This window comes from Virgibacillus sp. W0181 (assembly GCF_051846915.1).
GTDB lineage: Bacteria > Bacillota > Bacilli > Bacillales > Amphibacillaceae > JBPYCR01.
This window is the reverse complement of the sequence record NZ_JBPYCR010000003.1, coordinates 126,779-150,519: the sequence shown is the minus strand read 5'-3', so window position 1 is coordinate 150,519 and position 23,741 is coordinate 126,779. Positions and strand designations below refer to the sequence as shown.

27 protein-coding genes are annotated in these 23,741 nt (G+C 38.1%); 19 read left to right on the top strand and 8 right to left on the bottom strand.

Annotated features, from left to right (window positions below):
• The first annotated feature begins 57 nt into the window (after window positions 1-57).
• The 5 genes from ACLIBG_RS02920 (at window position 58) to ACLIBG_RS02900 (ending at window position 5,793) form a co-directional block, all read left to right on the top strand.
• A complete protein-coding gene (locus ACLIBG_RS02920; protein ID WP_439311214.1) occupies window positions 58-705 on the top strand; it encodes a GntR family transcriptional regulator in 648 nt (215 codons plus the stop codon).
• Between the two features lie 66 nt (window positions 706-771).
• Window positions 772-2,196: an NAD-dependent succinate-semialdehyde dehydrogenase gene (locus ACLIBG_RS02915; RefSeq protein ID WP_439311213.1), complete on the top strand. Its 1,425-nt coding sequence runs from the start codon at window positions 772-774 to the stop codon at window positions 2,194-2,196.
• A gap of 125 nt (window positions 2,197-2,321) precedes the next feature.
• Window positions 2,322-3,416: a tartrate dehydrogenase gene (locus tag ACLIBG_RS02910; protein ID WP_439311212.1), complete on the top strand. Its 1,095-nt coding sequence runs from the start codon at window positions 2,322-2,324 to the stop codon at window positions 3,414-3,416.
• A 298-nt stretch (window positions 3,417-3,714) separates the two neighbouring features.
• Window positions 3,715-4,089: a YisL family protein gene (locus ACLIBG_RS02905; protein WP_439311211.1), complete on the top strand. Its 375-nt coding sequence runs from the start codon at window positions 3,715-3,717 to the stop codon at window positions 4,087-4,089.
• Window positions 4,090-4,284: 195 nt separating this feature from the next.
• On the top strand, window positions 4,285-5,793 hold the full coding sequence (locus ACLIBG_RS02900; protein ID WP_439311210.1) for an alpha-amylase family glycosyl hydrolase: 1,509 nt from the start codon (window positions 4,285-4,287) through the stop codon (window positions 5,791-5,793).
• 808 nt (window positions 5,794-6,601) lie between these two features.
• On the opposite strand, the gene ACLIBG_RS02895 is transcribed toward ACLIBG_RS02900, so the two are convergent.
• Window positions 6,602-7,462, bottom strand: a complete 861-nt coding sequence (locus ACLIBG_RS02895) for a DegV family protein (protein ID WP_439311209.1) — start codon at window positions 7,460-7,462, stop codon at window positions 6,602-6,604.
• Between the two features lie 117 nt (window positions 7,463-7,579).
• Here ACLIBG_RS02895 and ACLIBG_RS02890 point away from each other — a divergent pair, with 117 nt between their 5' ends.
• Window positions 7,580-8,422, top strand: a complete 843-nt coding sequence (locus tag ACLIBG_RS02890; protein ID WP_439311208.1) for a YitT family protein — start codon at window positions 7,580-7,582, stop codon at window positions 8,420-8,422.
• A gap of 36 nt (window positions 8,423-8,458) precedes the next feature.
• Complete coding sequence (locus ACLIBG_RS02885) at window positions 8,459-9,088, top strand: fumarylacetoacetate hydrolase family protein (RefSeq protein ID WP_439311207.1); 630 nt, start codon at window positions 8,459-8,461, stop codon at window positions 9,086-9,088.
• Between the two features lie 507 nt (window positions 9,089-9,595).
• Here the strand turns inward: ACLIBG_RS02885 and ACLIBG_RS02880 are convergent.
• The 4 genes from ACLIBG_RS02880 to ACLIBG_RS02865 form a co-directional block, all read right to left on the bottom strand.
• Window positions 9,596-9,859: a NifU N-terminal domain-containing protein gene (locus ACLIBG_RS02880; protein ID WP_439311206.1), complete on the bottom strand. Its 264-nt coding sequence runs from the start codon at window positions 9,857-9,859 to the stop codon at window positions 9,596-9,598.
• Window positions 9,860-10,065: 206 nt separating this feature from the next.
• The gene (locus ACLIBG_RS02875; RefSeq protein ID WP_439311205.1) at window positions 10,066-10,260 is read right to left on the bottom strand and encodes a DUF3813 family protein; all 195 of its coding nucleotides are present in this window, start codon (window positions 10,258-10,260) and stop codon (window positions 10,066-10,068) included.
• Complete coding sequence (locus tag ACLIBG_RS02870; protein WP_439311204.1) at window positions 10,261-10,410, bottom strand: hypothetical protein; 150 nt, start codon at window positions 10,408-10,410, stop codon at window positions 10,261-10,263.
• Between the two features lie 264 nt (window positions 10,411-10,674).
• Window positions 10,675-11,511, bottom strand: coding sequence for a Cof-type HAD-IIB family hydrolase (locus ACLIBG_RS02865; RefSeq protein WP_439311203.1), 837 nt, complete (start codon window positions 11,509-11,511; stop codon window positions 10,675-10,677).
• 134 nt (window positions 11,512-11,645) lie between these two features.
• Here ACLIBG_RS02865 and yjfP point away from each other — a divergent pair, with 134 nt between their 5' ends.
• The 5 genes from yjfP (at window position 11,646) to moaD (ending at window position 14,704) form a co-directional block, all read left to right on the top strand.
• Window positions 11,646-12,401: an esterase gene (gene yjfP / locus ACLIBG_RS02860; RefSeq protein WP_439311202.1), complete on the top strand. Its 756-nt coding sequence runs from the start codon at window positions 11,646-11,648 to the stop codon at window positions 12,399-12,401.
• Between the two features lie 71 nt (window positions 12,402-12,472).
• Window positions 12,473-12,784 carry a metal-sulfur cluster assembly factor gene (locus ACLIBG_RS02855; RefSeq protein ID WP_439311201.1) on the top strand — a complete coding sequence of 104 codons (312 nt, stop codon included), beginning with the start codon at window positions 12,473-12,475 and terminating at the stop codon, window positions 12,782-12,784.
• A gap of 686 nt (window positions 12,785-13,470) precedes the next feature.
• On the top strand, window positions 13,471-13,992 hold the full coding sequence (mobB, locus tag ACLIBG_RS02850) for a molybdopterin-guanine dinucleotide biosynthesis protein B (protein ID WP_439311200.1): 522 nt from the start codon (window positions 13,471-13,473) through the stop codon (window positions 13,990-13,992).
• Between the two features lie 12 nt (window positions 13,993-14,004).
• Entirely contained in the window at window positions 14,005-14,478 is a 474-nt protein-coding gene (locus tag ACLIBG_RS02845; protein WP_439311199.1) for a molybdenum cofactor biosynthesis protein MoaE, read from the top strand.
• Window positions 14,471-14,704 carry a molybdopterin converting factor subunit 1 gene (moaD, locus tag ACLIBG_RS02840; protein WP_439311198.1) on the top strand — a complete coding sequence of 78 codons (234 nt, stop codon included), beginning with the start codon at window positions 14,471-14,473 and terminating at the stop codon, window positions 14,702-14,704. Before ACLIBG_RS02845 ends, moaD begins: the two co-directional genes overlap by 8 nt.
• 204 nt (window positions 14,705-14,908) lie before the next feature.
• Here the strand turns inward: moaD and ACLIBG_RS02835 are convergent, their stop codons facing one another.
• Window positions 14,909-15,604 (bottom strand): Crp/Fnr family transcriptional regulator, encoded by a 696-nt coding sequence (locus ACLIBG_RS02835; RefSeq protein ID WP_439311197.1) that lies wholly within the window; start codon window positions 15,602-15,604, stop codon window positions 14,909-14,911.
• A gap of 189 nt (window positions 15,605-15,793) precedes the next feature.
• Between ACLIBG_RS02835 and ACLIBG_RS02830 the strand changes: the two genes are divergently transcribed.
• Window positions 15,794-16,033 (top strand): DUF2249 domain-containing protein, encoded by a 240-nt coding sequence (locus tag ACLIBG_RS02830; RefSeq protein ID WP_439311196.1) that lies wholly within the window; start codon window positions 15,794-15,796, stop codon window positions 16,031-16,033.
• 346 nt (window positions 16,034-16,379) lie between these two features.
• Window positions 16,380-17,504 carry a TIGR04053 family radical SAM/SPASM domain-containing protein gene (locus ACLIBG_RS02825; protein ID WP_439311195.1) on the top strand — a complete coding sequence of 375 codons (1,125 nt, stop codon included), beginning with the start codon at window positions 16,380-16,382 and terminating at the stop codon, window positions 17,502-17,504.
• Between the two features lie 234 nt (window positions 17,505-17,738).
• On the opposite strand, the gene ACLIBG_RS02820 is transcribed toward ACLIBG_RS02825, so the two are convergent.
• A complete protein-coding gene (locus ACLIBG_RS02820) occupies window positions 17,739-18,551 on the bottom strand; it encodes an undecaprenyl-diphosphate phosphatase (protein ID WP_439311239.1) in 813 nt (270 codons plus the stop codon).
• A gap of 155 nt (window positions 18,552-18,706) precedes the next feature.
• Here ACLIBG_RS02820 and ACLIBG_RS02815 point away from each other — a divergent pair, with 155 nt between their 5' ends.
• Window positions 18,707-19,090: a hypothetical protein gene (locus tag ACLIBG_RS02815; RefSeq protein WP_439311194.1), complete on the top strand. Its 384-nt coding sequence runs from the start codon at window positions 18,707-18,709 to the stop codon at window positions 19,088-19,090.
• A gap of 103 nt (window positions 19,091-19,193) precedes the next feature.
• Here ACLIBG_RS02815 and ACLIBG_RS02810 read toward each other — a convergent pair whose 3' ends face one another.
• Window positions 19,194-19,370: a DUF2929 family protein gene (locus ACLIBG_RS02810; protein WP_439311193.1), complete on the bottom strand. Its 177-nt coding sequence runs from the start codon at window positions 19,368-19,370 to the stop codon at window positions 19,194-19,196.
• 176 nt (window positions 19,371-19,546) lie between these two features.
• Between ACLIBG_RS02810 and ACLIBG_RS02805 the strand changes: the two genes are divergently transcribed.
• The 4 genes from ACLIBG_RS02805 to fabF all read left to right on the top strand — a co-directional run bounded on the left by ACLIBG_RS02805 (window position 19,547) and on the right by fabF (window position 23,703).
• A complete protein-coding gene (locus ACLIBG_RS02805) occupies window positions 19,547-20,170 on the top strand; it encodes a hypothetical protein (RefSeq protein ID WP_439311192.1) in 624 nt (207 codons plus the stop codon).
• A 14-nt stretch (window positions 20,171-20,184) separates the two neighbouring features.
• Window positions 20,185-21,144, top strand: coding sequence for a BMP family ABC transporter substrate-binding protein (locus tag ACLIBG_RS02800; protein WP_439311191.1), 960 nt, complete (start codon window positions 20,185-20,187; stop codon window positions 21,142-21,144).
• A gap of 116 nt (window positions 21,145-21,260) precedes the next feature.
• On the top strand, window positions 21,261-22,199 hold the full coding sequence (locus ACLIBG_RS02795; RefSeq protein WP_439311190.1) for a beta-ketoacyl-ACP synthase III: 939 nt from the start codon (window positions 21,261-21,263) through the stop codon (window positions 22,197-22,199).
• Between the two features lie 268 nt (window positions 22,200-22,467).
• Complete coding sequence (fabF, locus tag ACLIBG_RS02790) at window positions 22,468-23,703, top strand: beta-ketoacyl-ACP synthase II (protein WP_439311189.1); 1,236 nt, start codon at window positions 22,468-22,470, stop codon at window positions 23,701-23,703.
• Window positions 23,704-23,741: the final 38 nt, after the last annotated feature.

Below are 23,741 nucleotides of genomic sequence, written 5' to 3'. Positions count from 1 at the left end.
AACTGTTTTTAGTTCCATTTTAAAATGAAATTAGAATGATTGGAGGTGGCTGAATAAATGAGCGAATCTATTGTACAAGAGTCGCTAGGTGAACAAATTGCGGATCAATTGAGAAGGAAAATATGGAACCGTGAGCTTCAGTTTGGAGAACGTTTGCTTGAAAGTGAGCTATCGAATAATTTTGATGTAAGCCGAAGTACAATACGTGAGGCGCTGAAAATATTGGAGTATGAAGAAATGGTAATAAGTAAAGCGCGAAAAGGGACTTATGTTTCTCCGTTTTCTGAAAAGGATTGGAAAGAAATTATTGAACTGCGTACATTAATTGAAGCACACGCATTTGTCCAAGCTTTGCCGCAACTTAATGAAGGCCATTTCGAGAAATTGTATGCTATTTTAGAGCAAATGAAAGAGCAGCTTAATAACAGTAATTGGAGCAAATTATTTGATTTGGATATGAATTTCCATAGTTATGTTGTTAACTTGTCAGGAAATTCACGGATTATTAAAATTTATGATTCCATTCAGGTACAAATCAGAACTGTTCTTCTGCATCTGGATGAATACTATTCCAGCCCCCAAGTTTTTTATCAAGAACATAAAGATTTACTAGAAGCGTTACAAACGAACGATAAAGACATTGTTAGAAGAGGGGTTAAAAACCATATTGAATATGTTGAAGAGCAATTGATTGCGGAGCATTAAATAAGCATTGAATCATATGTTTTTAATTATTTAGCTATATGATCTAATATGTTAATAGAGGTGATATTGATGAACAATTTGAATTATATTAATGGAGAATGGACTGGTAAAAACCTTCAACAATCCCCCGTCTACAATCCAAGCACAGGGGAAGTAGTCTCTGAGGTGCCAAAAGGCGGTAAACAAGAAGCAGTCCAGGCAGTTGCAGCTGCATCCGATGCTTTTGAAGGTTGGGCGGATCAAACAGCTTATGACCGCTCAAAATTATTACGTAAGTTTTTCGATTTAATGATTGAGCACGAAGATGAGCTTGCAGAAATAATGACGAAAGAAATGGGAAAGCCTTTTAAGGAAGCGAAAGGCGAAGTACACTATGCAGCTAACTATTTGGAATGGTATGCGGAGGAAGGAAAACGTATTTATGGGGAAACAATTCCTACACATGTTCCAAATAAACGATTGCAAGTTTGGAAGAAGCCGATAGGTGTTGTTGCTGCAATTACACCTTGGAATTTTCCAGCGGCTATGTTGACAAGGAAAATGGGTCCAGCACTTGCTGCAGGCTGTACAGTTGTTATTAAGCCTTCCAGTGAAACTCCTTTAACAGCAATTAAACTTGTAGAACTTGCCGAAAAAGCAGGATTTCCTAAAGGAGTTATTAATATCGTTACCGGCTCATCCAGAGAAATTGGTGAAGTGTTCTTGACAGATGAACGCGTAAGAAAAGTTACGTTTACCGGTTCTACAGAAGTTGGTAAAAAGCTAATGGAGCAAGGGGCAAGTACCGTTAAAAAACTTTCTCTTGAATTGGGTGGACATGCACCGATTATCATTTACAACGATGCAGATATTGAAAAAGCTGTCAATGGTACGATTGCATCCAAGTTCAGAAATGCAGGACAAACGTGTGTCTGTGGAAATCGTATTTACGTTCAATCAGATATATATGATGAGTTTGTCGATGCATTTGCTGACCGCACGAAACAACTGCAAGTCGGCGATGGGATGAAAGAAGGAACGGATATAGGCCCATTGATTAACGAAGCTGGCGTGGAAAAAGTAGATGAGCACGTGAAAAATGCGGTCAGTAACGGTGGAGTAGTTGTTGCAGGCGGGCATCGGATCGGTGAGAAAGGAAACTTTTACTCCCCAACAGTTGTAAAAGATGTTAATCCATCTATGCTGATCATGAATGAAGAAACATTCGGACCGGTTGCACCAATACAGAAGTTTGAAACAGAAGAAGAAGTAATACAATTGGCAAATGATACACCATATGGACTAGCTGCCTATGTATTTACTGAAAGTGTATCCCGCGGTACCAAAACAATTGAAAAACTTGATTTCGGTATTGTTGGCTGGAATGATGGCGCACCTTCTGCCGTTCAAGCACCATTTGGCGGAATGAAAGAAAGTGGGTTAGGTCGTGAAGGTGGACATCAGGGAATTGACGACTTCCTTGAAATGCAGTATGTTTCCATCGGTATTTAAGTCAAGCTAGCTTACAAACAAATAGGAACCTGACAAAGGAGCGAGATTTAATTTATTAATGATTGCTCCTTTGTTTTCCTTATTACATATTATATGGCTATGAATAAAGTCAATTGGAGGATAAGATGAAAAATTATAACATTGCTTTGATTCCCGGAGATGGAATTGGCCCGGAAGTAGTTGCAGAAGGCGTGAAAGTATTAAAATCCATTGAAAAAATGGATAGTCGGATTTCATTTTCATTTCAGGACTTCCCGTGGGGATGCGAATATTATCTTGAGCATGGAAAAATGATGGATGATGATGGAATTGAAAAATTGAAAGCATTTGATGCCATTTATTTAGGAGCAGTAGGGTATCCAGGTGTTCCCGACCATATTTCACTCTGGGATCTGCTATTAAGAATCCGGAAAGAATTTGATTTATATGTTAACCTCCGCCCTATTACATTGTTAAATGATTCTCTGACACCTTTAAAAGATAAGACGAAAAAGGATATCGACTTTTTGGTTATTCGTGAAAATAGCGAAGGAGAATATGCAGGTGCAGGTGATTGGTTATTTAAAGGGAAACCAGAAGAAGTTGTGTTGCAAACCGGTGTTTTTTCACGAAAAGGGACGGAACGAATTATTCGTTATGCATATGAAGAAGCTCGGAAACAGAAAAAGACATTGACAAGTATTAGTAAGGGGAATGCCCTCAATTATTCGATGGTATTTTGGGATGAAGTATTTGATGAAGTTGGTAAAGAATATCCTGATGTGGAGACATATTCGTATTTAGTGGATGCAGCGAGCCTCTATTTTGTTTCGGATCCGGAGCGTTTTGAGATCGTTGTTACATCTAATTTGTTTGGAGATATTTTAACGGATATTGGTGCAGCGATTACAGGTGGAATGGGACTGGCTACTGGAGCCAATGTTAACCCGGAAAAAGAATTTCCATCTATGTTTGAACCTGTTCATGGATCTGCACCAGATATTTCCGGAAAAGAAATTTCAAACCCATTAGCTGCGATTTGGTCTGTTAGTCAGATGATGGACTTCTTTGGTGAAGAAAAGTGGGGTGCTGCCATTTTGGATTCAATTAAAAATATTTTAGAAGAAACGAATCAGCTTACCCCTGACTTAGGAGGTAAAGCTTCTACTCCGCAAGTTGGCGATCGTTTTACTGAAATTTTGAAAGAAAATGCGATATCCAAAGGAATTATTGCTAAGTAACACTTATCTATAATTCACAAAGTGTATGTATCTGCTGCTTAATATTTAGTACAAATAGGAAACGGTTCTTAATTGCAAAAATAAGCCCTATCATTTTAAATATGGTAAGGGCTTTTGCACGTTTGGAAAGATTAGTAACTCATCAGATGATGTCCCCATGTAACGGTTACCTTAGGTTGAAAACTTAAAAACATCAGGGCTATGTAGAAGTCACTTTATATGAAAAAGGCCAGTGTACGTGGTATAATGCATTCGTACATTAGAAAGATATGGTATTTATATGAAGGAGGACATCATTATGGCACATTTGCACATTACTGCTTGGGTATTGGCAGTTATACTAATTTTTGTTGTTTCTGCACTTTACGGGCAAGAAAAATCAAAACCTGGGAAAATAGTACATATGATATTGCGACTGGATTATTTATTAATTTTATATTCAGGAGGCAGTTTACTTGGAACGTATCTTGCTAATGGTGTAAGTGGTGGAATGCTTGGAGAACTAATTGTTAAAGTAATCGCTGGTTTGTGGGTGATTATTGCATTGGAAATGATTGGTGTAAAAACTAATAAAAAGAAACCAGTAAAAAGCTGGTGGATTCAATTTGCAATTGCAGCTATAATTGCCATCGGCTTAGGATTCGGTCGCTTACCTTTAGGTATTCTTCCATAGTTGAATAATTTTTATGTTGAGGAAATGAAACCATCCGTACTGACTGCCTTACACGTAGAACAGTATCGGATGGTTTTTTGTAAAAAATCTGTTCTTAAATTATGAAGGATTTTCAACAAAATGAATTATACTGTTTCCTATGTACAACTAACGTTATAATAGAGTAGACACTAATGAAGTTCTGGAGGAAACCGTATGAAAAAAACATTATTTATCATAGCAACGATTTTATTATTAACGACACATATTCAAGCAGTGCATGCTGATGAGTCGAAAGAAAATACAGAACTGAAAGAACAAATCATATATAATATTTTCATTGACCGATTTAATAACGGTGGACGCACGTTAAATGCTGAAGTTGACATTGATGATCCATATGCATATCAAGGCGGGGATTTAAAAGGAATCACGATGAAGTTGGATGACTTAAAAAAACTTGGCTTCACGGCTATATCTATATCACCCATAATGGATAATGCTCCAGATGGATATCATGGGTACTGGGTCGAAGATTTTTTTGGGTTGGAAGAACAGTTTGGAACGATGGATGATTTACATCATTTAGTTGAAGAGGCACACCAACGCAATATGAAAGTGATTGTTGAATTCGTCACAAATTATGTCTCGTTAACTCATCCATTGGTATCTGATCCAAATAAACGAGATTGGACTAAAGAGATTTCTACTACATTTCCAAAATCTGCAAATTGGATAGAAAATACAGCGCAACTGAATCAGAGCAATGAGCAGGTTGCTTCATACTTGATGGAAGCAGCTGATTATTGGATGAAAGAAACGGATATTGATGGATTTAAATTACATGCAGCAGATCAGGCTTCACCCGACTTTTTGCAAATGTTCACTTCACATATTAAGGAAACAAATCCGGAATTTTACTTACTTGCCGGTGTGTTGCAAAAGGACTCGGATATAACGTCATTAAGAAACAATGAACACATTGATGCGGTCGAAAATTATAACGTCTTTGAAAAAATAAATGAAATATTAATTAAGGAAGATAAACCGGTTTCAGAAATTTATAATGTATGGGAAAATGAAAAAAATGAAAAGGATTTGTTATTTGTAGATAACAAAAACACAGCAAGGTTTTCGAATAATTTCGCTGACAATGGTCGCAATGCATTAACGACTTGGAAGCTGGCCTTAACGTATTTGTATACAGCACAAGGTACCCCTGTAATCTTCCAAGGTTCTGAATTGCCAATGTATGGTCCCAGCTATCTGGAAAGTAGACGAATGGTTCAGTTCCAAAACAGCGACCCAGATTTAGCTGAGTTCCATGAACGAATCTCTGCTATTCGCAGCGAATTCCCTGCTCTCGCCCATGGTGAATTTACACAAGTGGATACGAATGAAGGCATGAGTGTATTTAAACGCTCCTATCAGGGCGAGGAAGTTTATATCGCTTTAAATAATGACAGTGAATCCCGTACGGTCACAATTTCCGGCATTGATTCTGATTTACAGTTAAGAGGATTACTTGGAGACAACCTCGTGCGGGAAAATGATGAAGGGATTTTTAGGATTGGAATACCACGTGAGACAGCTGAAGTGTTTATCACGGAGCCGAATAAAGGGTTTAACTGGGGATTAATTGCGTTTGTAGCCGGCGTATTTGTTATATTCATTGTCGCGGTCATTATGCTTAGTCGGAAAGACAAGCATCGTCATAATAAATAACAATTTATTTAAGCTAGGTTGCTTTCAAATAAAATGTTATTATTTGTTACACATCGTCTTCATCTGAATGATATGTGCATATTAGAAAGCGTGTTAAGCGGAAATAATTGTACATCAGCCTAGAGGAACTCGCGTCATTCATTCAATATCACACTTCACCAAGCAAGCAGAGAACAATTTTAAGGGTTGTATTAAATCTTCCTTGATTTAGTACAACCCTGTTTTTAACAGATAAGAATGTATATAATTTTATGCATAGCTGTCTAGCTTCGACGTACAAATTTTTTCGATGGGACGAAAGCGTAGCTACAGTCCCAGGATGTTCTAGTGCAAATCTTTTCGGTGGGGCGAGCATTTATGCGCAGTCCCAGGCGGCGCCACAAATGTTTTCGGTGGGACGAGCATTCACGCGCAGTCCCAGGACGTGGCGTTCTAAGCCTGCCAGCCCAGAAACTAGGCGACTTCCTGCAGCGCCTTGCGATAAAGAAGACTTGCCGATTGGCTTTAGACAGAGGCTTAGTCGCTCTTATGCCCTTGGGTGAACGTCATCATCGATTCCATAGGTAAGGGAGGGCCAACTAAATACGGCCTCCCGCGCCAACGTTGGCATACCCCTTTTGCAGGGGCATGATTCCTTTATCTTAGGGTATATGGGAATGTTCGATTAAAACCGCCACTTTGCGTGGCGACATCGAACCACCAGCTCCCGTCTGGCGCAGTCGCTACGTTTCTAGGCAGGGCGCTTGCGCTTTTCTTTACTGTATATTTTTTCACTAATACAAAAGTACAGATAACATTTCTAAACAACTTATTTATAAGGCTTATTTAAAAAGAACAGCGCCAAGGTGCCCGGTCCGGAATGGGCTCCTATAACAGACCCAACCATTTCTATAATAATTTCTTTTGGTGAAAATTTCTCCTCAATGATCGTAGCTAATTGTTCTGCACGTTCCAGATCATCTCCATGGCTAATTCCGATTACTTGATTTTCAAAATCAGTACCGCGAGATTCCATCACTTCAATCATTCGATTTAATACTCTCTTTGATCCTCTGATTTTCTCCAAAGGAATTAACTTTCCATCGTCTACATGGAGTAAAGGTTTGATTTTCAACAGTGATCCGACAAAAGCTGCTGTCTTGCTGACTCTTCCTCCTCGGTATAAATACTCCAGGTCATCAACTGTAAAAATATGCTCCATGTGCTCTGCATGATAAGTTGCCATATCAAGGATTTCATTGACTGAAGCTCCGTCTCGGGCCAGTTTTGCAGCCCGGACCACAACTAGTCCATACCCGATCGAAGCGCATTTTGTGTCCAGAATATGTATTGGTGCATTCGGATAATCTTCTTTAATTTCCTGTTCAATCATTTTGGCTGTTTGATATGTACCGGATAATTCTGATGAAAATGCTAAATAGACCAATGGCTCATTCGCTTTCGCATAATGGATAAACATGGACCTGAAAGCTTCTGGAGTGACTTGAGAAGTTTTTGTATTACTTCCTTCCCGCATAGCTTCATAGACGTTTTTGGGTGAGATTTCAATTCCATCTTTAAAATCTTTTCCATGCAAATGAACGGTTAAGGCTATCATTTTAATGTCAAACGCTTTATAATAGGTCTCGGTTAAATCACTAGCAGAATCAGTTAAAATTGTTACATTCATCCTATTCACCTTCAATTTGAAATTTTATATTGAATATTTGTATAATTTAAGTTTAATGCTATACGACTGGTTAGTCAAAGATTGAAAGTCTAAACGGATCAAAAGGGGTGACCAACGATGTTTTTAATGGAAACGAAACGAATTGTTATTGTTGTTTTAGGAGCTATTTTAAATGCCATTGCACTTAACTTTTTCTTGATTCAAGCGAATGTGTATGCTGGTGGATTTACCGGTTTTGCACAGCTTATTTCTAGTGTTTTTAAAGACTTTTTGGGTATTGGCCTTGGAACAGGGACTTTGTTACTGTTACTCAATATACCTGTCGCATTACTTGGTTGGTTTAAAGTCGGTAAAGGATTTACTATATATAGTGTGATCTCTGTAGTTGTAACTACTACTTTTTTGGGGATTCTACCTGTTATAAGCGTTTCAGATGACATTATTTTAAACGCAGTAGCTGGTGGTGTAATTTCCGGAGCTGGTGTCGGGTTCACATTGAAATGGGGGGCATCGACCGGGGGAATGGACATTATTGCCATGATTTTATCCCGAATGCAGGATAAACCGATCGGGGTTTATTTTCTTATCTTGAATGGTGTTATAATTGCTTTTGCGGGTATTTTATATGAGCCTGAAAATGCGTTATATACGATGTTAACTTTATATATAACGACCCGGGTTATTGATGCGATTCATACTCGTCACGAGAAGGTTACTGCGATGATTGTAACGAAAAAAGCAGCTGAATTGCAAGAAGCGATTCATAAAAAAATGGTGCGCGGAATTACTATTGTACAAGCAAAAGGCGCTTATTCGAAAATGGATAAGAATATGATGTTTTTAGTTATTACCCGATATGAGTTATATGATTTAGAACAAATAATTAATGAAACAGATCCTGAAGCATTTACCAATGTCGTGCAGACGACCGGTATATTCGGCTTTTTCCGACGAGATTAACATCATTTATGAATTAATCAAAGGAGACCTGATAACATGGCGACGATAAAAAATATTTATTGTGTCGGTAGAAATTTCCATTTGCATGCAGTTGAATTAGGCAACAAAGTTCCATCTGAACCACTAATGTTTACGAAGCCAACGCATGCACTTGTAAAGGCTAAAGGGCAAGATATTGCCTTGCCTGGAGATATGGGAGAAGTTCATTATGAAGTCGAGCTCGTTATTCACATAGGAAATAAGATTGAAACTGACTTTCGACTTGAAGATATCATTGATTGTTTTTCGTTGGGGATTGACTTCACCTTGCGTGATGTACAAAGTAATTTAAAGCAAGGTGGAAAACCGTGGTTATTAGCCAAAGGATTCCCTAATTCTGCTCTCATCGGAGAATTTCTTCCATTTGAAAGTATAGAGAAATTAAGTGATATTGATTTTACCTTACTTAAAAATAATCAAGTTGTTCAGACCGGTAATGTAAAAGAAATGATTTTTGATTTAATCGAAATTATATCGTACACGAAAAAGCATTTTGGTTTGAGTGAAGGAGATATTATTTACACTGGTACTCCAGCAGGCGTTGGAAAAGTTACACATGGGGATCAATTGGAAATGTACTGGGGTGACCAACTGGTGGGCGGATGTCGGGTTAGAATGAATGGTTGATATATGAATAATAAAAACAGGTTGGGCATTCCAACCTGTTTTTTTAAAAAGATAAGAATGTATATAATTTTGTGCATAGCTGTCTAGCTTAAGCGCCCAGAAACTAGGCGACTTCCTGCAGCGCCTTGCGATAAAGAAGACTTGCCGATGGCTTTAGCCAGAGGCTTAGTCGCCCTTATGCCCTTGGGTGAAAGTCATCATCGATTCGCACAGGTAAAGGAGGGCCAACTAAATACGCCCTTTGCGGGCAACGTTGGCATACCCCTTTTGCAGGGGCATGATTCCTTTATCTTAGTTGCTTCAGTCCAGTCGCTACGTTTCTAGGCAGGGCGCTTGCGCTTTTCTTTATGAAAAGCTATTTAATTTATCTGCACAACTACTACCACCAGTATAAACTCCGATCCGGAAGTATGCTTCGCCTTTGCATGCAAGGCACAAGCATCCGATACGCACTTGTATTCAAAAAGTGTTCTTTAACTCCGGCGATATGTTTAATAAAATGGAATATTAACAACCATGCTTTCGCATTATTTCAATTACCTGATCTGTAAGGCCATCCCATTCTGCATCAAATTGTTTATTGACGGTTATAAAGTTTTGATAACCAAATACATTATCGACACCTTCAAGTTCCATCAATTCATTTAAGATTGTATGTTCACTTGTGTCACCAGGCATGACGGAAATGCTGGTAGTTCCTTCAAAGATCATTTTATCCGTTGTAAATTTAATGGCGTTTGGATTTGGTGTGTTTTCAGCTCTTATTCCCATTACGCATTCCCTCCTCATTAAAACTGTCTACATACATATTACCATATTGGAAGAGGTTTTACATGAGATATAATAAGCCATCCTAATAAAAGGATGGCTTTATGCTTGCACTGTATGAGAAACCCCTTTTCATTTATAAAAAATGAATTGGCAATTAACGTGTTCGTGCAAGGCTGTACAAATGATTTAAACAGCTTTAACAAATTTTACTTAAGTTGATTTTTTTGTTTTAATTGCTGCTCAAGCTGCTGTAATTGTTGCTTTTCTTCCGGAGTAGCTTCGTTATATGCGGATTGTAATGCTTCGTTCGCTGCCTGTTTTTCATTTTCGTCGGCATCGTTTCCCATGTTTGTCATATTCATCATGGCGTCACGTGCTTGTTGAAATAGACTTTTTTCCAACTAAAACCCTCCTATTGTGCTGTTTTTTACTTCTTCTCGTTTACGTTCCGCTTCGGAAAAACGCTCCCGATAAGGAAATTTTTCTTCGTGTTTTTTAGCGGAGTCCGTAATGTTTTGGCTGAGTCGCCTTGACTTGCTTTGTTTCCCCATTTTTAATTCCTCCTTGTATTTAAACGTGGAAAGGAATAAAGAAAGTGAACACTGTATAAGCGTTCACCTCTAGTATGGTTCATATTTACATGGATTATAGAAGGAAATTGACGGCAATTTTTCAAGTGCATCTTATCAATATATTTTATAGCGTATTGTTTTCCAACAAAAAGAATGGAATCTTTGGTATGACACTTCTCTCGCTAAAAAGGATGTTGTCTTTTTTAAAAAAATAACGGATTCGAATTGCAAGATTTTAACTTATTATACTAAAATTGCTTTTATTTTTAAATAGTTTTCCAAAAATAGACTGACGCCATGTTCCTCATTTGTGACCGTTACATGTTTTGCGATTGTTTTTAAATCGTCTATCGCATTTCCCATCGCTACACCGACACCAGCATAGTCAATCATTTCCAGGTCATTATTTTCATCACCAAATGCAATTATTCGTTCTTGTGGGATATTATAATATTGTGCCACTTTTTTAAGACCTTCTGCTTTATTAATGCCTTTTTTTACGACTTCAATCATATTCATAGGCGGGCCCCATTGACGGTGTTCAATTATTTCGGCGTGATTCTCGCTTAAGTAATTAAATAATTCATGACTGTTATTCATATTGGGGCGGATAAGAAGGGACGTAGGGTGATCACGTAATTTTTCTTTAATTTTTCCTATTGTAAAGGGAGCTTGTGTATTCAAGCTTGCCTGGAAAACATCAACAATTTGTTGATCGAATTTATCCAAGTAAACACTGTCCTGTGCTTCTGCCAATATATTTTCCGTTTGGAGCTCATAACATACATCAACTATTTCCATCACTGTACGGTTTTCCAATGGATTATGATGTACCTTCCATTTTTTATCCTTCGGGTGGAGAACAAGTGCACCATTAAAGTTAACCATAGGGGTGGATAAACCAAGCTGATGATAATATTCAATACTCGTGCGATTCGATCTACCAGTAGCTATAACAACGATGTGGCCCATTTCTATTGCTTTAACAATGGTTTGTCTCGTGCGAGGACTGATTTCCTTATTGGTTGTCAGAAGAGTTCCATCTAAATCCAGTGCGATTAAATGTTTTTTATTTTCCATTACATTCACCTCATATAAACATAGTGTATTAGTGATTGTAGAAGAAGTAAAGGGAGTTTTCTTTTCTGTTTGCAAAAGTAGTGAAAAGTAATATCATTAATGATATAAGTTCAAATGTGAGGAGTTTATACATAATGATAGGAGTAAATGCTGAAAAAATAAATGATATTCCGTGCTTGATCGTTGTTAAGCAAAAAAAAGAAGATCAAGCGTTGCCTACGATTCTTTATTGTCACGGTTACACAAGTGCAAAAGAGCATAATTTGCCAATCGCGTATTTATTGGCCCAGAAAGGATTTCGTGTCATCTTACCTGACAGTATGTATCATGGGGAAAGATATTCAAATTTGTCCTCTTCAGCGCTCGAATTATCCTTTTGGGATATCGTTTTACAAAATATAAAGGAAGTTGGGGATATAAAGAAAGTACTCGATCAAAGAAACCTTATATCTGCTAACCGGTTTGGGTTGGCAGGTACGAGTATGGGGGGGATTACAACCTCGGGTGCCTTAACACAATATACTTGGATTAAAACAGCTGTTATTCTTATGGGTACTCCTAAAATTACATATTATGCCGAGCAGTTAGTTGATGAGTATAAAGATAAACTACCTATATCCGTCACAGAACTTGATCAATTGTATGAAGAATTGTCAGCCTATGACTTATCAAAACAATTATCGAAATTAAATGATCGTCCGCTCATGCTCTGGCACGGTGAAAAAGATCAGGTTATTCCTTTTGAACAGGCACAGGATTTTTTTGATGAAGCGGTCCAAACGTATAAAAACAAAGAGGCGATTCATTTTATTAGCGAAAAAAATCGAGATCATAAAATAAGCAGGATGGCAATTTTAGAAACAGTTAAATGGTTCGAAAAGCATTTGTAAGTCTGAAATTATTTTAAAAACATGTAAAATATGTTTTAATATAAGTAAGAACTTTAGGGGAGGTAAGTGCTATGGATGAAGCTCTAAAAGAAAATATAATGGGTGCACTTGAAAATGTCATTGACCCTGAGCTTGGTATTGATATTGTAAATATGGGCTTAGTTTATGATGCAGATGTTGATCAAGACGGACTGTGCACTGTTACAATGACACTCACATCAATGGGTTGCCCATTAGCAGGACATATTGAACAAGATGTACGTCGTGTACTTTCAGATATTCCGGAAATTAAGGAAATAGATGTTAATATTGTTTGGGATCCACCTTGGGGCAAGGATAAAATGTCGCGTTATGCAAAAATTGCTCTTGGTATCCCCGACTAAAAGCGTTAAATTTAGGTTGGTTCATAATAATGAATCGACCTTTTTTGTACAGTAAGAAAGTATAAAAATTGCGCATAGCTGTCTAGCTTCGACGTACAAATGTTTACGGTGGGACGAAAGCGTAGCTACAGTCTCAGGATGTTCTAGTGCAAATCTTTTCGGTGGGGCGAGCATTTATGCGCGGTCCCAGGACGTGACGTTCTAAGCCTGTCAACCCAGAAACTAGGCGACTTCCTGCAGCGCCTTACGATAATGCCCACAGGGATGTGGGTAGTTCGGTGTTGCGATAGAACATCGCGGTTTTAACCGAACCTATTCAGACGCTTAGACACAAAAGCTTGGGTGAAAGTCATCATCAATTCGGTAAGACAAAAGAGGGCCGACTAAACACGGCCTCCCGCGCCAACTCACGTATCCCCTTTTGCAGGGGCATGATTCCTTTATCTAGGATGATTTGGAATGTTCGAATAAAACCGCCACTTTGCGTGGCGACATCGAACCACCAGCTCCCGTCTAGCGCAGTCGCTACGTTTCTAGGCAGGGCGCTTGCGCTTTTCTTTGTACGCTGTTCATTTTAACGACGTATACTTATTATTCCCACCTGTAAATCAACTTTCTATTCAAATGAGTAGACAAATATCAATAAGCAGCTGAAAATAACATATTCAAACAGGCGAGGGTGTATAATGCAGCAAAAACACAACACACCTATTTTTCAAATTGTTGGGTATAAAGGATCTGGAAAAACAACGGTCATGATGGAATTAATACGATATTTATCAAATAAACAAATGCAAGTTGGCACAATAAAACATCATGGCCATGGCGGCGAACCTGAAATAGTGCAATCAACAGATAGCTACTATCATTCACAGGCGGGGGCAAAGCTTGGTGGGGTTCAGGGAGAAACGACATTGCAATTAATATTTAATCAAAGTAAATCGATGACTGTAGATGAGCTGGTTCGTCTGTATTCTTCTTTCTCGCTTGATGTCATTTTAATCGAAGGGTATAAACAAGCAGCTTATCCAAAAATTGTTTTATTAAGGCAACAAGAAGACACCGAATTATTAGAAGAGTTGCACGGAATTGTTGCCGTTGCCTCATGGGATGATCAGCTGTTGAAGCCTATGGATCTTCCGAATATCAATTTAAATATGCTGCATTCTCATTTGCCATTCATGGAACAATTAATATTTAATAAATAAAGGTTGTGGAAGATGGACAAAAAATTTTGGATTACAGACAAACCATTACAAATTCAAGCTTGTGTTGATAAAGTAATACGACCAGAAGCAGGCGCAATTTCTACGTTTACAGGTATTGCCCGTGAATTTACTAAAGGAAAGCGGACGTTATATTTGGAGTACCAGGCATATGTTGACATGGCAGAAAAAAAGCTGGCACAAATCGGTGAAGAAATCAAAGAACATTGGGGAGATGCCGAGGTCGCAATTGCACACCGCACCGGCCGTCTCGACATTTCGGAAATCGCTGTAGTCATTGCTGTATCCACTCCACATCGGACAGATGCCTTTGCAGCAAGTCGATATGCTATAGACCGGATTAAGGAAATTGTTCCGATTTGGAAAAAAGAACATTGGGAAGATGGAACATCGTGGATAGGAGATCAGAAAGAAAAAAAATCTTATGAGCATAACATTCCAATAGAGGGGGGAATAAACAATGGTTGACGTATTGTTTTTTGCCGAATTGAGGGAAGAAGCAGGCAGCGAAAAGATTACAGTTGAAGCAAACGGACTGACAATAAAAGAACTTATCAGCAACCATTTGGCAAATTATTCTTTTGAAAATTTAGATCACGCGATGATTGCTGTCAATGAAGAATACAGTAATGAAGAAACAGTGCTTTCAAGTGGAGATGTCGTTGCTTTCATACCGCCTGTCAGCGGGGGCTAACAGTTTGGCAGCAATAATAAAATTGTTGGCGCACCGTTTCGCAGGTGTTCGCCCCCACTTCAAAACTTGCGACATTCATGTAACCCATTAATCGGAATGGATGTACGCTCTTTGGAAGCTAGGTGCGCCAATTGTTCCAAAGATATTTAGCATTTTTTATACAAAAGTTGGTATTCTACTTAGCATGCATTTTTCCTCTACGTATTAAAGTACTTCATCCTCTAAATCTTCATGTGAAATAATGATATACCCGTTAATATCCGTCTTAATTAACTGCTGTTTTTTGAGCTGTGTTAGTGTTCTGCTTACTGTTTCTCTGCTTGAACCGATCATGTTGGCAAGTTCTCTATTAGTGAATTGTGTCATAATCCGTGTTTCCTGTTCACTGATGGGTTCTCCGTGTTTTTTACCAAGTCTTATTAACAAAAGTACAATCTGTTCATAAACATTGTGCAAAATTTGTTCTTCTAGTCGTTTTTGCAAATCACTTATAATTTCACTAAGCACGCGAAAAAGTTTAATACATATTTCCGGATGGGTTATGAGAAAGTTTTCAAAAGATGGTATTGGAATATGTATTAGCATTGCATCTTTCTCGATTACTTGTGCATGTGCTGGATAACTGCCTTGTTTGAAAAAACCTTGATGTGGAAACATATCCCCATCCTGTAAAACGTTGACGATTTGCTCTTTTCCGTGGAAATCAGTTTTATAAATCTTTATTTTCCCCCGATGAATAAAATACACATTCGTTAATGGATTTCCCTGCATGAATATATGGGATCCTATATGATATGTCCGCGATTTTGCTATATCAAGTATTGGTTGCATTTCATAATCCGTTAAATTTTTAAAAATGGGAAACTGCTGTAGAAAGTTTTGAATGGACTGATCTTTCATGCAAATTCACTTCCTCTCTCTATGTTGATGGTAACACATTTTATAGAAATTTACGTATATAATTTGCTTTCTATTCGCATTACCAATGAGATTAATCATAGGCTGATCGTGTTCTATCTCACAGTTTTTTTATAAAAAGCTAATTATACTTAATATAGTTCGATTTTAATTATTAAAGGAGGGCTTTACATGAGCACAAGACAGTTTAAAGAAAAAATCAATGCACCCGATATTGAGTCAAAATACAGACATCCTAAGATATTAGAAACGTTTGATGGCTTAAGTTCCGGTGAATTTTTAGAACTTACAAATGATCATAATCCAAAGCCGCTTTATTATCAATTTACGGTGGAACGCGTAGGAATATTTTCTTGGGAATATTTGGAGGAAGGACCTGAACGCTGGCGTGTCGCGATCGGCAAGTTATAATATTGTGCATTACTCAAAATATAATGGAAGTGTTTTAGAGGAGTCCGAATGGTGATTCAACATTCTTTCATGAGAAGTTGGATTCGTTTGGATTTTTCTTTTTGGCATATAATCTAACCCGTTCCTGTAATCTTTGCTGTTGACTTTCCTTAAACTGCGACGTAATTTTTTTACTAAAGCTATTATACAACCGCTCCGGCAGAATACTTCGATTTCCGTAGGCGGCAGTGGAATTGTGGCAATTTCATGAATTATGGTCATTTAGTTATGTAAATCACACCTTATATCAATATAAAGGCGTACGATGGAAACAGATTGCATTACATGACAATAAGGAGGAAATTTCATGTTTCCAACCGATTATAATGAAAATCCGTTTATCGTAATATGGGAATTAACACGTGCATGTCAGCTGAAATGTCTCCATTGCCGGGCAGAAGCCCAATATCACCGTCATCCATTAGAATTGACGTTTGAAGAAGGAAAAAAACTAATTGATGATATATACGATATGAATAATCCAATGCTCGTTTTTACCGGTGGGGATCCACTGGAAAGGCCTGACGTATTCGATATTGCTGCATATGCAGTTCAAAAAGGAGTACGCGTTTCAATGACTCCATCGGCCACGCCGAATGTTACAAAAGAAAAAATGAAAAAAGCTAAAGATGTAGGTTTGTCCAGGTGGGCGTTCAGTATTGACGGTCATAATGCGGAAATCCATGATTATTTCCGAGGCACGACAGGTTCGTTTGATTTAACAATGAATGCAATAAAATATTTACATGAACTAGATATGCCTTTGCAAATCAATACTGTTATTTCTCGGTATAACTATAAATACTTGGACGAAATGGCTGAAATGGTCGAAAACTTAAATTGTGTATTATGGAGTGTATTTTTTCTTGTACCAACCGGCAGAGGAAAAGAATCAGACATGATTTCACCTGTTGAACATGAAAAAGTGCTTCGTTGGCTGTACAAGCTTTCCAAACGGGTATCATTCGATATTAAAACGACAGCTGCTCAACATTATCGTCGTGTTGTAATCCAAAACAAAATGCGGGAAAAAGTAAGTAAAAGCGATAAGGATCATATTTTATATGAGGATGCCCTTACGAGCGGATTAATCAATCAAATTGATGGACTTGGACGAGCGCCCCGAGGTGTTAATGACGGCAATGGCTTTGTCTTTATTTCACACACTGGTGATGTGTTCCCTAGTGGACTATTGCCTATAAAAGCCGGAAATGTAAGAATGACGCCGCTAGCAGATATTTACCGGCATTCTGAAGTGTTCCAAAACTTGCGTAATCCGGATAAATATAAAGGGAAGTGCGGTGTCTGTGAGTTCCGGCATGTATGCGGTGGTTCAAGATCTCGCGCCTATAATGTGACAGGGGACTACATGGAGAGCGAACCGTACTGTGTTTATATCCCAAAGGCTTGGCGAGAACAAAAACGCGCATAGGCTTAGGATGTATATATATGTTTCTCATGATCCGCAGCGGCTAAATCATTGATAATTATGAAAAATTCGGGCAAAAGTATTTTAGTTAATAGAAATCTGGACTGATTCAAGTTTTTATAGAATCCTCGTCCAGATTTTATGTTTGAATAAATGTAGCAGGTCAATGACTACTACTTATATGGATTGTTTGTATTTAGAATAGTATTAGCAACGTCACAGCTTTTTGACTTTTTATTAGATAAATAAAATAACGAGGATTCCAACAATAAAACAATAGTAAGAAAAATATTTTAAGTTACCTGTTTTCATAACATGCATAAACCATTTTAACGAATAAAAAGTCGCGAAGATTGTTGCTATAAATGCTAGTAAGTAAGGGATGGCCAATGTACTAAAATTAGGGTCTTTAATAATGTCTTCAACAGATAAAATGGTTACGCCTAGGCTGACAGGTATGTAAAGCAAAAATGAAAAGCGAAGTGCTGTATCTTGCCTCATTCCAACGAGCATGGAAGCAACAATAGTAGCACCTGAACGGCTGATGCCCGGAATGAGTGCAACTGATTGTGCAAGCCCGACAATAAGTGCGTCTTTTACATTCAAATCGCCATCTGATTTACGTCCGCGTAAGTTTCGAATGATCCATAACGCTGCACCTGTGATAAGTAAGGTAAAGCCGACAAATATCGCAGCGCTCAGTCGGTTGCTAATATAATCTTCCAATAATATTCCAATCACACCTGTCGGGATCGTAGCGATGACTAAAAAAACAATAAAATGAAAATCCGCTTTTGCTTGTACATCTTTTTGTATTACATAACGCCATCCATTTAACACAAGGCGTATAATATCTTTTCGGTACACGAGCAAAACCGCGATTAGTGAACCAAAATTGACTAGGATTTCAAATGAGAGCCCGTGAATATTAATATTGAATAATTCTCGTAATATTACAAGATGTCCACTTGAAGAAATCGGGATTGGTTCTGTAAATCCTTGAACAAAACCTAGAAATGTATATTTTAGTAATAAAAACAGCTCGGAAATCATATCCAAGAACATCGCCCCTCATTATATAATAACAATCTTTCGAAAATAATCTTCTGATAACCTAACAAGTAAATCTGCTTGCGGTTTTATCTATACAAGTCACCAACTCATATCTGGTTGAATAACCTAGGTGGTGAGGAGGTTGTTAAAAAATGAAAAAAAATAATGATCATCACCATCATCATATGTATGAAATGTGTAAAAATCATATGCATGCTTATGTATTGGCACAAACAGCGGATGGCAGTAATGTAGACGGAATTATAACCGGTTTGGATGATGAGTATGTATACATGGCAGTTCCACTTTCCGGGTATGAGCAAGAGCCTGACGAACATTCCCCACAATCACACGAACGACAATTTGGTTACAGTGGTTACGGATATCCGGGTTACGGTTATCCATCATATGGCTATCCCGGTTATGGGGGAGGGTACGGTTCCCCCGGGTATGGCTACCGACCAAGAAGAAGGTTTAGGAGATTGATTTTACCTCTTGCCGCGCTAACCGCTTTAAGTGTCTTGCCGTGGTACTAGTAAAACCTTGAAAAAGATCTTCAAAAAATGGAAACCCTTGCCAATAATAACCGTACTGGCAAGGGTTGTGTTCATAGTTTGAAGTAATTTACGCCGCAATGATTTAGTCTTCTTGCTTTTTTAATAAACCGTCACCTAATAGGAAAATAGCTATTGCCATAATGGCAGCTAAAATGAGTGAGTCTGCTAAATTAAATGGTTCGCCAGTCATGCTACTTAGTACATAAGAAACAACTCCACTAATGAGTGCAGACCAAATTATTGTCATAATATATCGCATGTAAAACACCTCGTCTTTTTATTTCAATTTTCATAAGTCGTATAACTGTAAGTATATCCTAATATAGGATACCAAATCAACGTACAAATTTAAAGGGATATTTTCGCTTATTTGTGTCCGAAATGTTTATTTAGGCCATTCTAATTTAGTAAATGAAAAGGATAGGAGCATAGATTATGCATATTTTAGTTGAAAATTGTTTTCATTGGATTGGTTTTCATCTTATTGATCAATTATTGGAAGAAGGGTACCGGGTGGATGGAATAAATGCTCATAACAGCAATGAAACAGATCACTTTTTATTATTTTTGGGCAGAAATAGCAATTTTACGCTACTAAAAGATGTTCCACCAGATAAAACGTATGATGCTGTATTTACGATTGGATCGCCCTATGATAAAGTATCGTATAAACGGCGCTTTGAAATTTGTCGAGATCATACAACAGTGAATGAATCGGAAAGTAAAGTTATTATTGAACAACCACTGTTGTTTGGTGAGTGGATGCCGATGAATGAAAAGGGTTTCTATTATAAAAATGAATTCGTTCCCTTTATATCGGATTGCTTTTTACAAGAGGCTATTTATATCCGAAAATTCGTCAGAAGTTTGATACAATTAATGCATACTGATCGATTACCGAATAGGTTGACGATTAAATCAGCACAAAGCCCAGAATCTTCTAGCATACTTGAAAATAACATTTATCTTTATGACAATATACGAATAGATGATAAACATCAATTATTAGAGCATTATGAACGCTATATTGATTATTATAACATCCTATATGGGGATTGAATCGAGGTGTCACAGTGCATAAGCCTATTTTAGCAACTTTATGCTGCATAATGGTGTTATTTAGTACAAGCTGTACAATCAATGAACAAGATAGCGATATACATAAAGTAGGCATGTTGGTAGAAGGCACCGCACAAGACAGTGCATGGGATCGAAAAGGGTATAAAGGTTTGGTACAAATCGGTAACCAATATGATGCAGATATATATTTTCGTGATGAAGTTCAGACAGAACAGGATGTTATTAGAGTTGTTGATGAATTAGTAACAAATGGCGTTAATCTCATTTTTGGCCATAGTGATATATATGGTAAATATTTTGTAACAATCGCATCGTATTATCCGGATGTACAATTTATCTATTTTAATGGCGATTACACGAAAAAAAACGTAACAAGCTTGAATTTCGATTCGCATGCGATGGGTTTTTTTGCCGGCATGATGGCAGGAAAAATGACAACGACAAATACGGTAGGAGTTATTGCTGCCTATGAATGGCAACCGGAAATTGAAGGTTTTTTTGAGGGTGTTAAATATGAAAACAGCAACGCCAATGTTTATTTGAACTTTGTCAATGACTGGAATGATCAAACTACTGCCATCAAAATGTATGAAACAATGGTGAAAAAAAATGTCGATGTATTTTATCCGGCGGGAAATGTATTCAGCACTGAAATTATTGAGCGGGCAAGTGGTACAGGCCTATACGCGATTGGGTATGTATCCGACCAATCAGCAATCGCCAAAAAAACTGTATTGACAAGCACTGTCCAGCATGTAGATCATCTTTATTTACTTGCAGCCGACATGTTTCAATCCGGTGAACTGAAAGGGGACAAGCTAACATTTGATTTTCAAGAAGATGCTATATCATTAGGAGAATTTAGTGAAGATGTACCTGAACGTTTTATTGATAGAATAAATAATGCGGTTCAAATTTATGAAAAAACAGGGCTTTTACCTAATGAGCAATAATCATTAAAACATTTGTGCAGCGATTTTTGCTTGCAACAAATAGAAGATTACATTAAAATTAGTACCAAGTCATAATATATGATAGTAACAAGTTGAACAATTAAGGGGATGGATACATGGGTGCAGGTATTTTAGGAGTGGGACATTACGCTCCGGAACATGTAGTGACAAATAAAGATTTGGAAAAAATAGTAGATACAACAGACGAATGGATTGCTTCTAGAACCGGGATAGAAGAAAGAAGGATTGCAAAAGAAGATGAAGATTCATCGGACATGGCTTTTTACGCTGCTGAAAACGCTTTGAAGGATGCGAATATAGATGCAAAAGACATTGATTTAATATTAGTCGCAACCGTAACACCGGATACACCATTTCCTTCCGTATCCTGTATGTTGCAAGACCGCTTAGGGGCTGAACATGCAGCGGCAATGGATGTGAGTGCAGCATGTACCGGTTTTGTTTATGGATTAGTTACAGCGCAACAATTTATCGAAGCAAAAACATATAAACATGTGTTGGTAGTTGGTGTAGATAAATTATCAAAAATTACGGATTGGTCGGATAGAAATACATGTGTATTACTCGGGGACGGCGCCGGGGCTGCGGTCGTAGGTGAAGTTTCAGAAGGTAAAGGCATACTTTCTTCTGAGCTTGGTTCAAATGGTTCTCGCGGAAGCGATTTGTTTCAGGATAAAAAGAATCATCTCGTAATGAATGGCAGAGAAGTATTTAAATTTGCTGTTCGGCAGATGCCTGAATCATCGGTTAAAGTTGTTGAGAAGATAGGTTTGAATAAAGAAGATGTTGATTATTTAATTCCACACCAAGCGAATATCCGGATTATGGAGGCTGCACGGGAACGACTAGGAATTGCAGAGGACAAGATGGCAGAAACGATCAGAAAATACGGGAACAACTCTTCCGCTTCCATACCGATTGCCCTTTCCGAATCTGTGAAACAAGGTAAAATAAAAGACAATGACCTGATTGTATTGGTTGGTTTTGGCGGTGGTTTGACCTGGGGAGCAGCTGCTATTCGTTGGGGTAAATAATCAACTTAATCTGTATCATATGATAAAATTATTCTTGAGATAAATACATTGTAAGACAGTGCATGCTCAATAAGAGGAAAGAAGCGTCGGCTACAAACACGACGCCTTGGGGCTGCGCGTAAATGCTCGCCCCACCAAAAAAACTTGTTGTAACGCCGACATGCGTGAAAATTAAAGGCAGAACAGGTCCTCTTGATCTAATTGATTTTTTATCGAACTATTTGAACAACCTCTAATTTGAGAATGGATTTTAAAGGGAGGCATAATGATGGCCAATAGAAGAGTAGTTGTCACGGGACTAGGTGCCGTAACCCCGGTCGGAAATGATGCAACTACATTATGGAATAATATTAAAGCCGGAAACTCCGGGATTGATTTTATAACAAAAGTAGACAGAGATGCATTTCCTGTTCACGTAGCTGCAGAAGTGAAAGGTTTTGATCCAACGTTATATATGGATAAGAAAGATGTGCGTAAGATGGATTTATTCACGCAATATGCTGTTGCCGCTGCAAAGATGGCGACGGAGGATGCAAAATTGGCAATTGATGAAAGTATTGCCGAACGTGTCGGTGTGTGGATAGGTTGCGGAATTGGCGGCATGCAAGTATATGAGGAACAGCTTCGAAAATTTATTGAAAAAGGCTCGAAACGAGTAAGTCCATTTTTCGTACCGATGTTAATTCCTGACATGGCAGCAGGGCAAGTTTCAATTCAGCTTGGGGCCAAAGGGATTAATTCTTGTACAGTCACAGCTTGCGCATCTGGAACCAATTCAATTGGAGATGCCTATAAAGCGGTACAGCGCGGCGATGTTGACTATATTATTACCGGCGGAACGGAATCGCCAATTACAAATATGGCATTTGCCGGGTTTTCCGCAATGCGTGCACTTTCTCAAAATGATGATCCATCAACAGCAAGCAGGCCGTTTGATAAAAACCGGGATGGCTTTGTTATGGGTGAGGGTGCCGGTATATTAATACTTGAAACATTGGACACTGCACTAGAACGCGGGGCCCACATTTATGCCGAAATTGTCGGATATGGTTCAACAGGAGATGCATATCATATTTCCGCACCGGCTGAAGGTGGAGAAGGAGCGGCACGGGCAATGAAACAAGCATTGGCTGATGCGCAACTAGCACCGGAAGAAGTTAATTATATTAACGCGCACGGAACGAGCACAGATATGAATGATCGATATGAAACAGCAGCAATTAAAACCGTATTCCAAGACCATGCAACAAAGCTCGCTGTCTCATCAACAAAGTCCATGACTGGTCATTTACTTGGGGCTGCAGGTGGAGTTGAGGCGATTATCTCTGCAAAGGCCATAGACGATAGTATTATTCCAGCAACAACGAATTATGAAACACCTGACCCAGAATGTGATTTGGACTATGTGCCGAATGAAGCAAGGAAACAGGTCGTACAAGTGGCGATGAGCAATTCATTTGGTTTTGGCGGTCATAACGCTTCACTTGTTTTTAAAAAATATTAATTAAAAAAAGTAGGCATTCCTTATTTTGAATATAAGGG

Bases quoted from the DNA above. Each gene is read 5' to 3' on its own strand.
- ACLIBG_RS02920 (WP_439311214.1), top strand. From the start codon at position 58: ATGAGCGAATCTATTGTACAAGAGTCGCTAGGTGAACAAATTGCGGAT.
- ACLIBG_RS02910 (WP_439311212.1), top strand. From the start codon at position 2,322: ATGAAAAATTATAACATTGCTTTGATTCCCGGAGATGGAATTGGCCCG.
- ACLIBG_RS02905 (WP_439311211.1), top strand. From the start codon at position 3,715: ATGGCACATTTGCACATTACTGCTTGGGTATTGGCAGTTATACTAATT.
- ACLIBG_RS02900 (WP_439311210.1), top strand. From the start codon at position 4,285: ATGAAAAAAACATTATTTATCATAGCAACGATTTTATTATTAACGACA.
- ACLIBG_RS02895 (WP_439311209.1), bottom strand. From the start codon at position 7,462: ATGAATGTAACAATTTTAACTGATTCTGCTAGTGATTTAACCGAGACC.
- ACLIBG_RS02890 (WP_439311208.1), top strand. From the start codon at position 7,580: ATGTTTTTAATGGAAACGAAACGAATTGTTATTGTTGTTTTAGGAGCT.
- ACLIBG_RS02885 (WP_439311207.1), top strand. From the start codon at position 8,459: ATGGCGACGATAAAAAATATTTATTGTGTCGGTAGAAATTTCCATTTG.
- ACLIBG_RS02880 (WP_439311206.1), bottom strand. From the start codon at position 9,859: ATGGGAATAAGAGCTGAAAACACACCAAATCCAAACGCCATTAAATTT.
- ACLIBG_RS02870 (WP_439311204.1), bottom strand. From the start codon at position 10,410: ATGGGGAAACAAAGCAAGTCAAGGCGACTCAGCCAAAACATTACGGAC.
- ACLIBG_RS02865 (WP_439311203.1), bottom strand. From the start codon at position 11,511: ATGGAAAATAAAAAACATTTAATCGCACTGGATTTAGATGGAACTCTT.
- yjfP (WP_439311202.1), top strand. From the start codon at position 11,646: ATGATAGGAGTAAATGCTGAAAAAATAAATGATATTCCGTGCTTGATC.
- ACLIBG_RS02855 (WP_439311201.1), top strand. From the start codon at position 12,473: ATGGATGAAGCTCTAAAAGAAAATATAATGGGTGCACTTGAAAATGTC.
- mobB (WP_439311200.1), top strand. From the start codon at position 13,471: ATGCAGCAAAAACACAACACACCTATTTTTCAAATTGTTGGGTATAAA.
- ACLIBG_RS02845 (WP_439311199.1), top strand. From the start codon at position 14,005: ATGGACAAAAAATTTTGGATTACAGACAAACCATTACAAATTCAAGCT.
- moaD (WP_439311198.1), top strand. From the start codon at position 14,471: ATGGTTGACGTATTGTTTTTTGCCGAATTGAGGGAAGAAGCAGGCAGC.
- ACLIBG_RS02835 (WP_439311197.1), bottom strand. From the start codon at position 15,604: ATGAAAGATCAGTCCATTCAAAACTTTCTACAGCAGTTTCCCATTTTT.
- ACLIBG_RS02830 (WP_439311196.1), top strand. From the start codon at position 15,794: ATGAGCACAAGACAGTTTAAAGAAAAAATCAATGCACCCGATATTGAG.
- ACLIBG_RS02825 (WP_439311195.1), top strand. From the start codon at position 16,380: ATGTTTCCAACCGATTATAATGAAAATCCGTTTATCGTAATATGGGAA.
- ACLIBG_RS02815 (WP_439311194.1), top strand. From the start codon at position 18,707: ATGAAAAAAAATAATGATCATCACCATCATCATATGTATGAAATGTGT.
- ACLIBG_RS02810 (WP_439311193.1), bottom strand. From the start codon at position 19,370: ATGCGATATATTATGACAATAATTTGGTCTGCACTCATTAGTGGAGTT.
- ACLIBG_RS02805 (WP_439311192.1), top strand. From the start codon at position 19,547: ATGCATATTTTAGTTGAAAATTGTTTTCATTGGATTGGTTTTCATCTT.
- ACLIBG_RS02795 (WP_439311190.1), top strand. From the start codon at position 21,261: ATGGGTGCAGGTATTTTAGGAGTGGGACATTACGCTCCGGAACATGTA.
- fabF (WP_439311189.1), top strand. From the start codon at position 22,468: ATGGCCAATAGAAGAGTAGTTGTCACGGGACTAGGTGCCGTAACCCCG.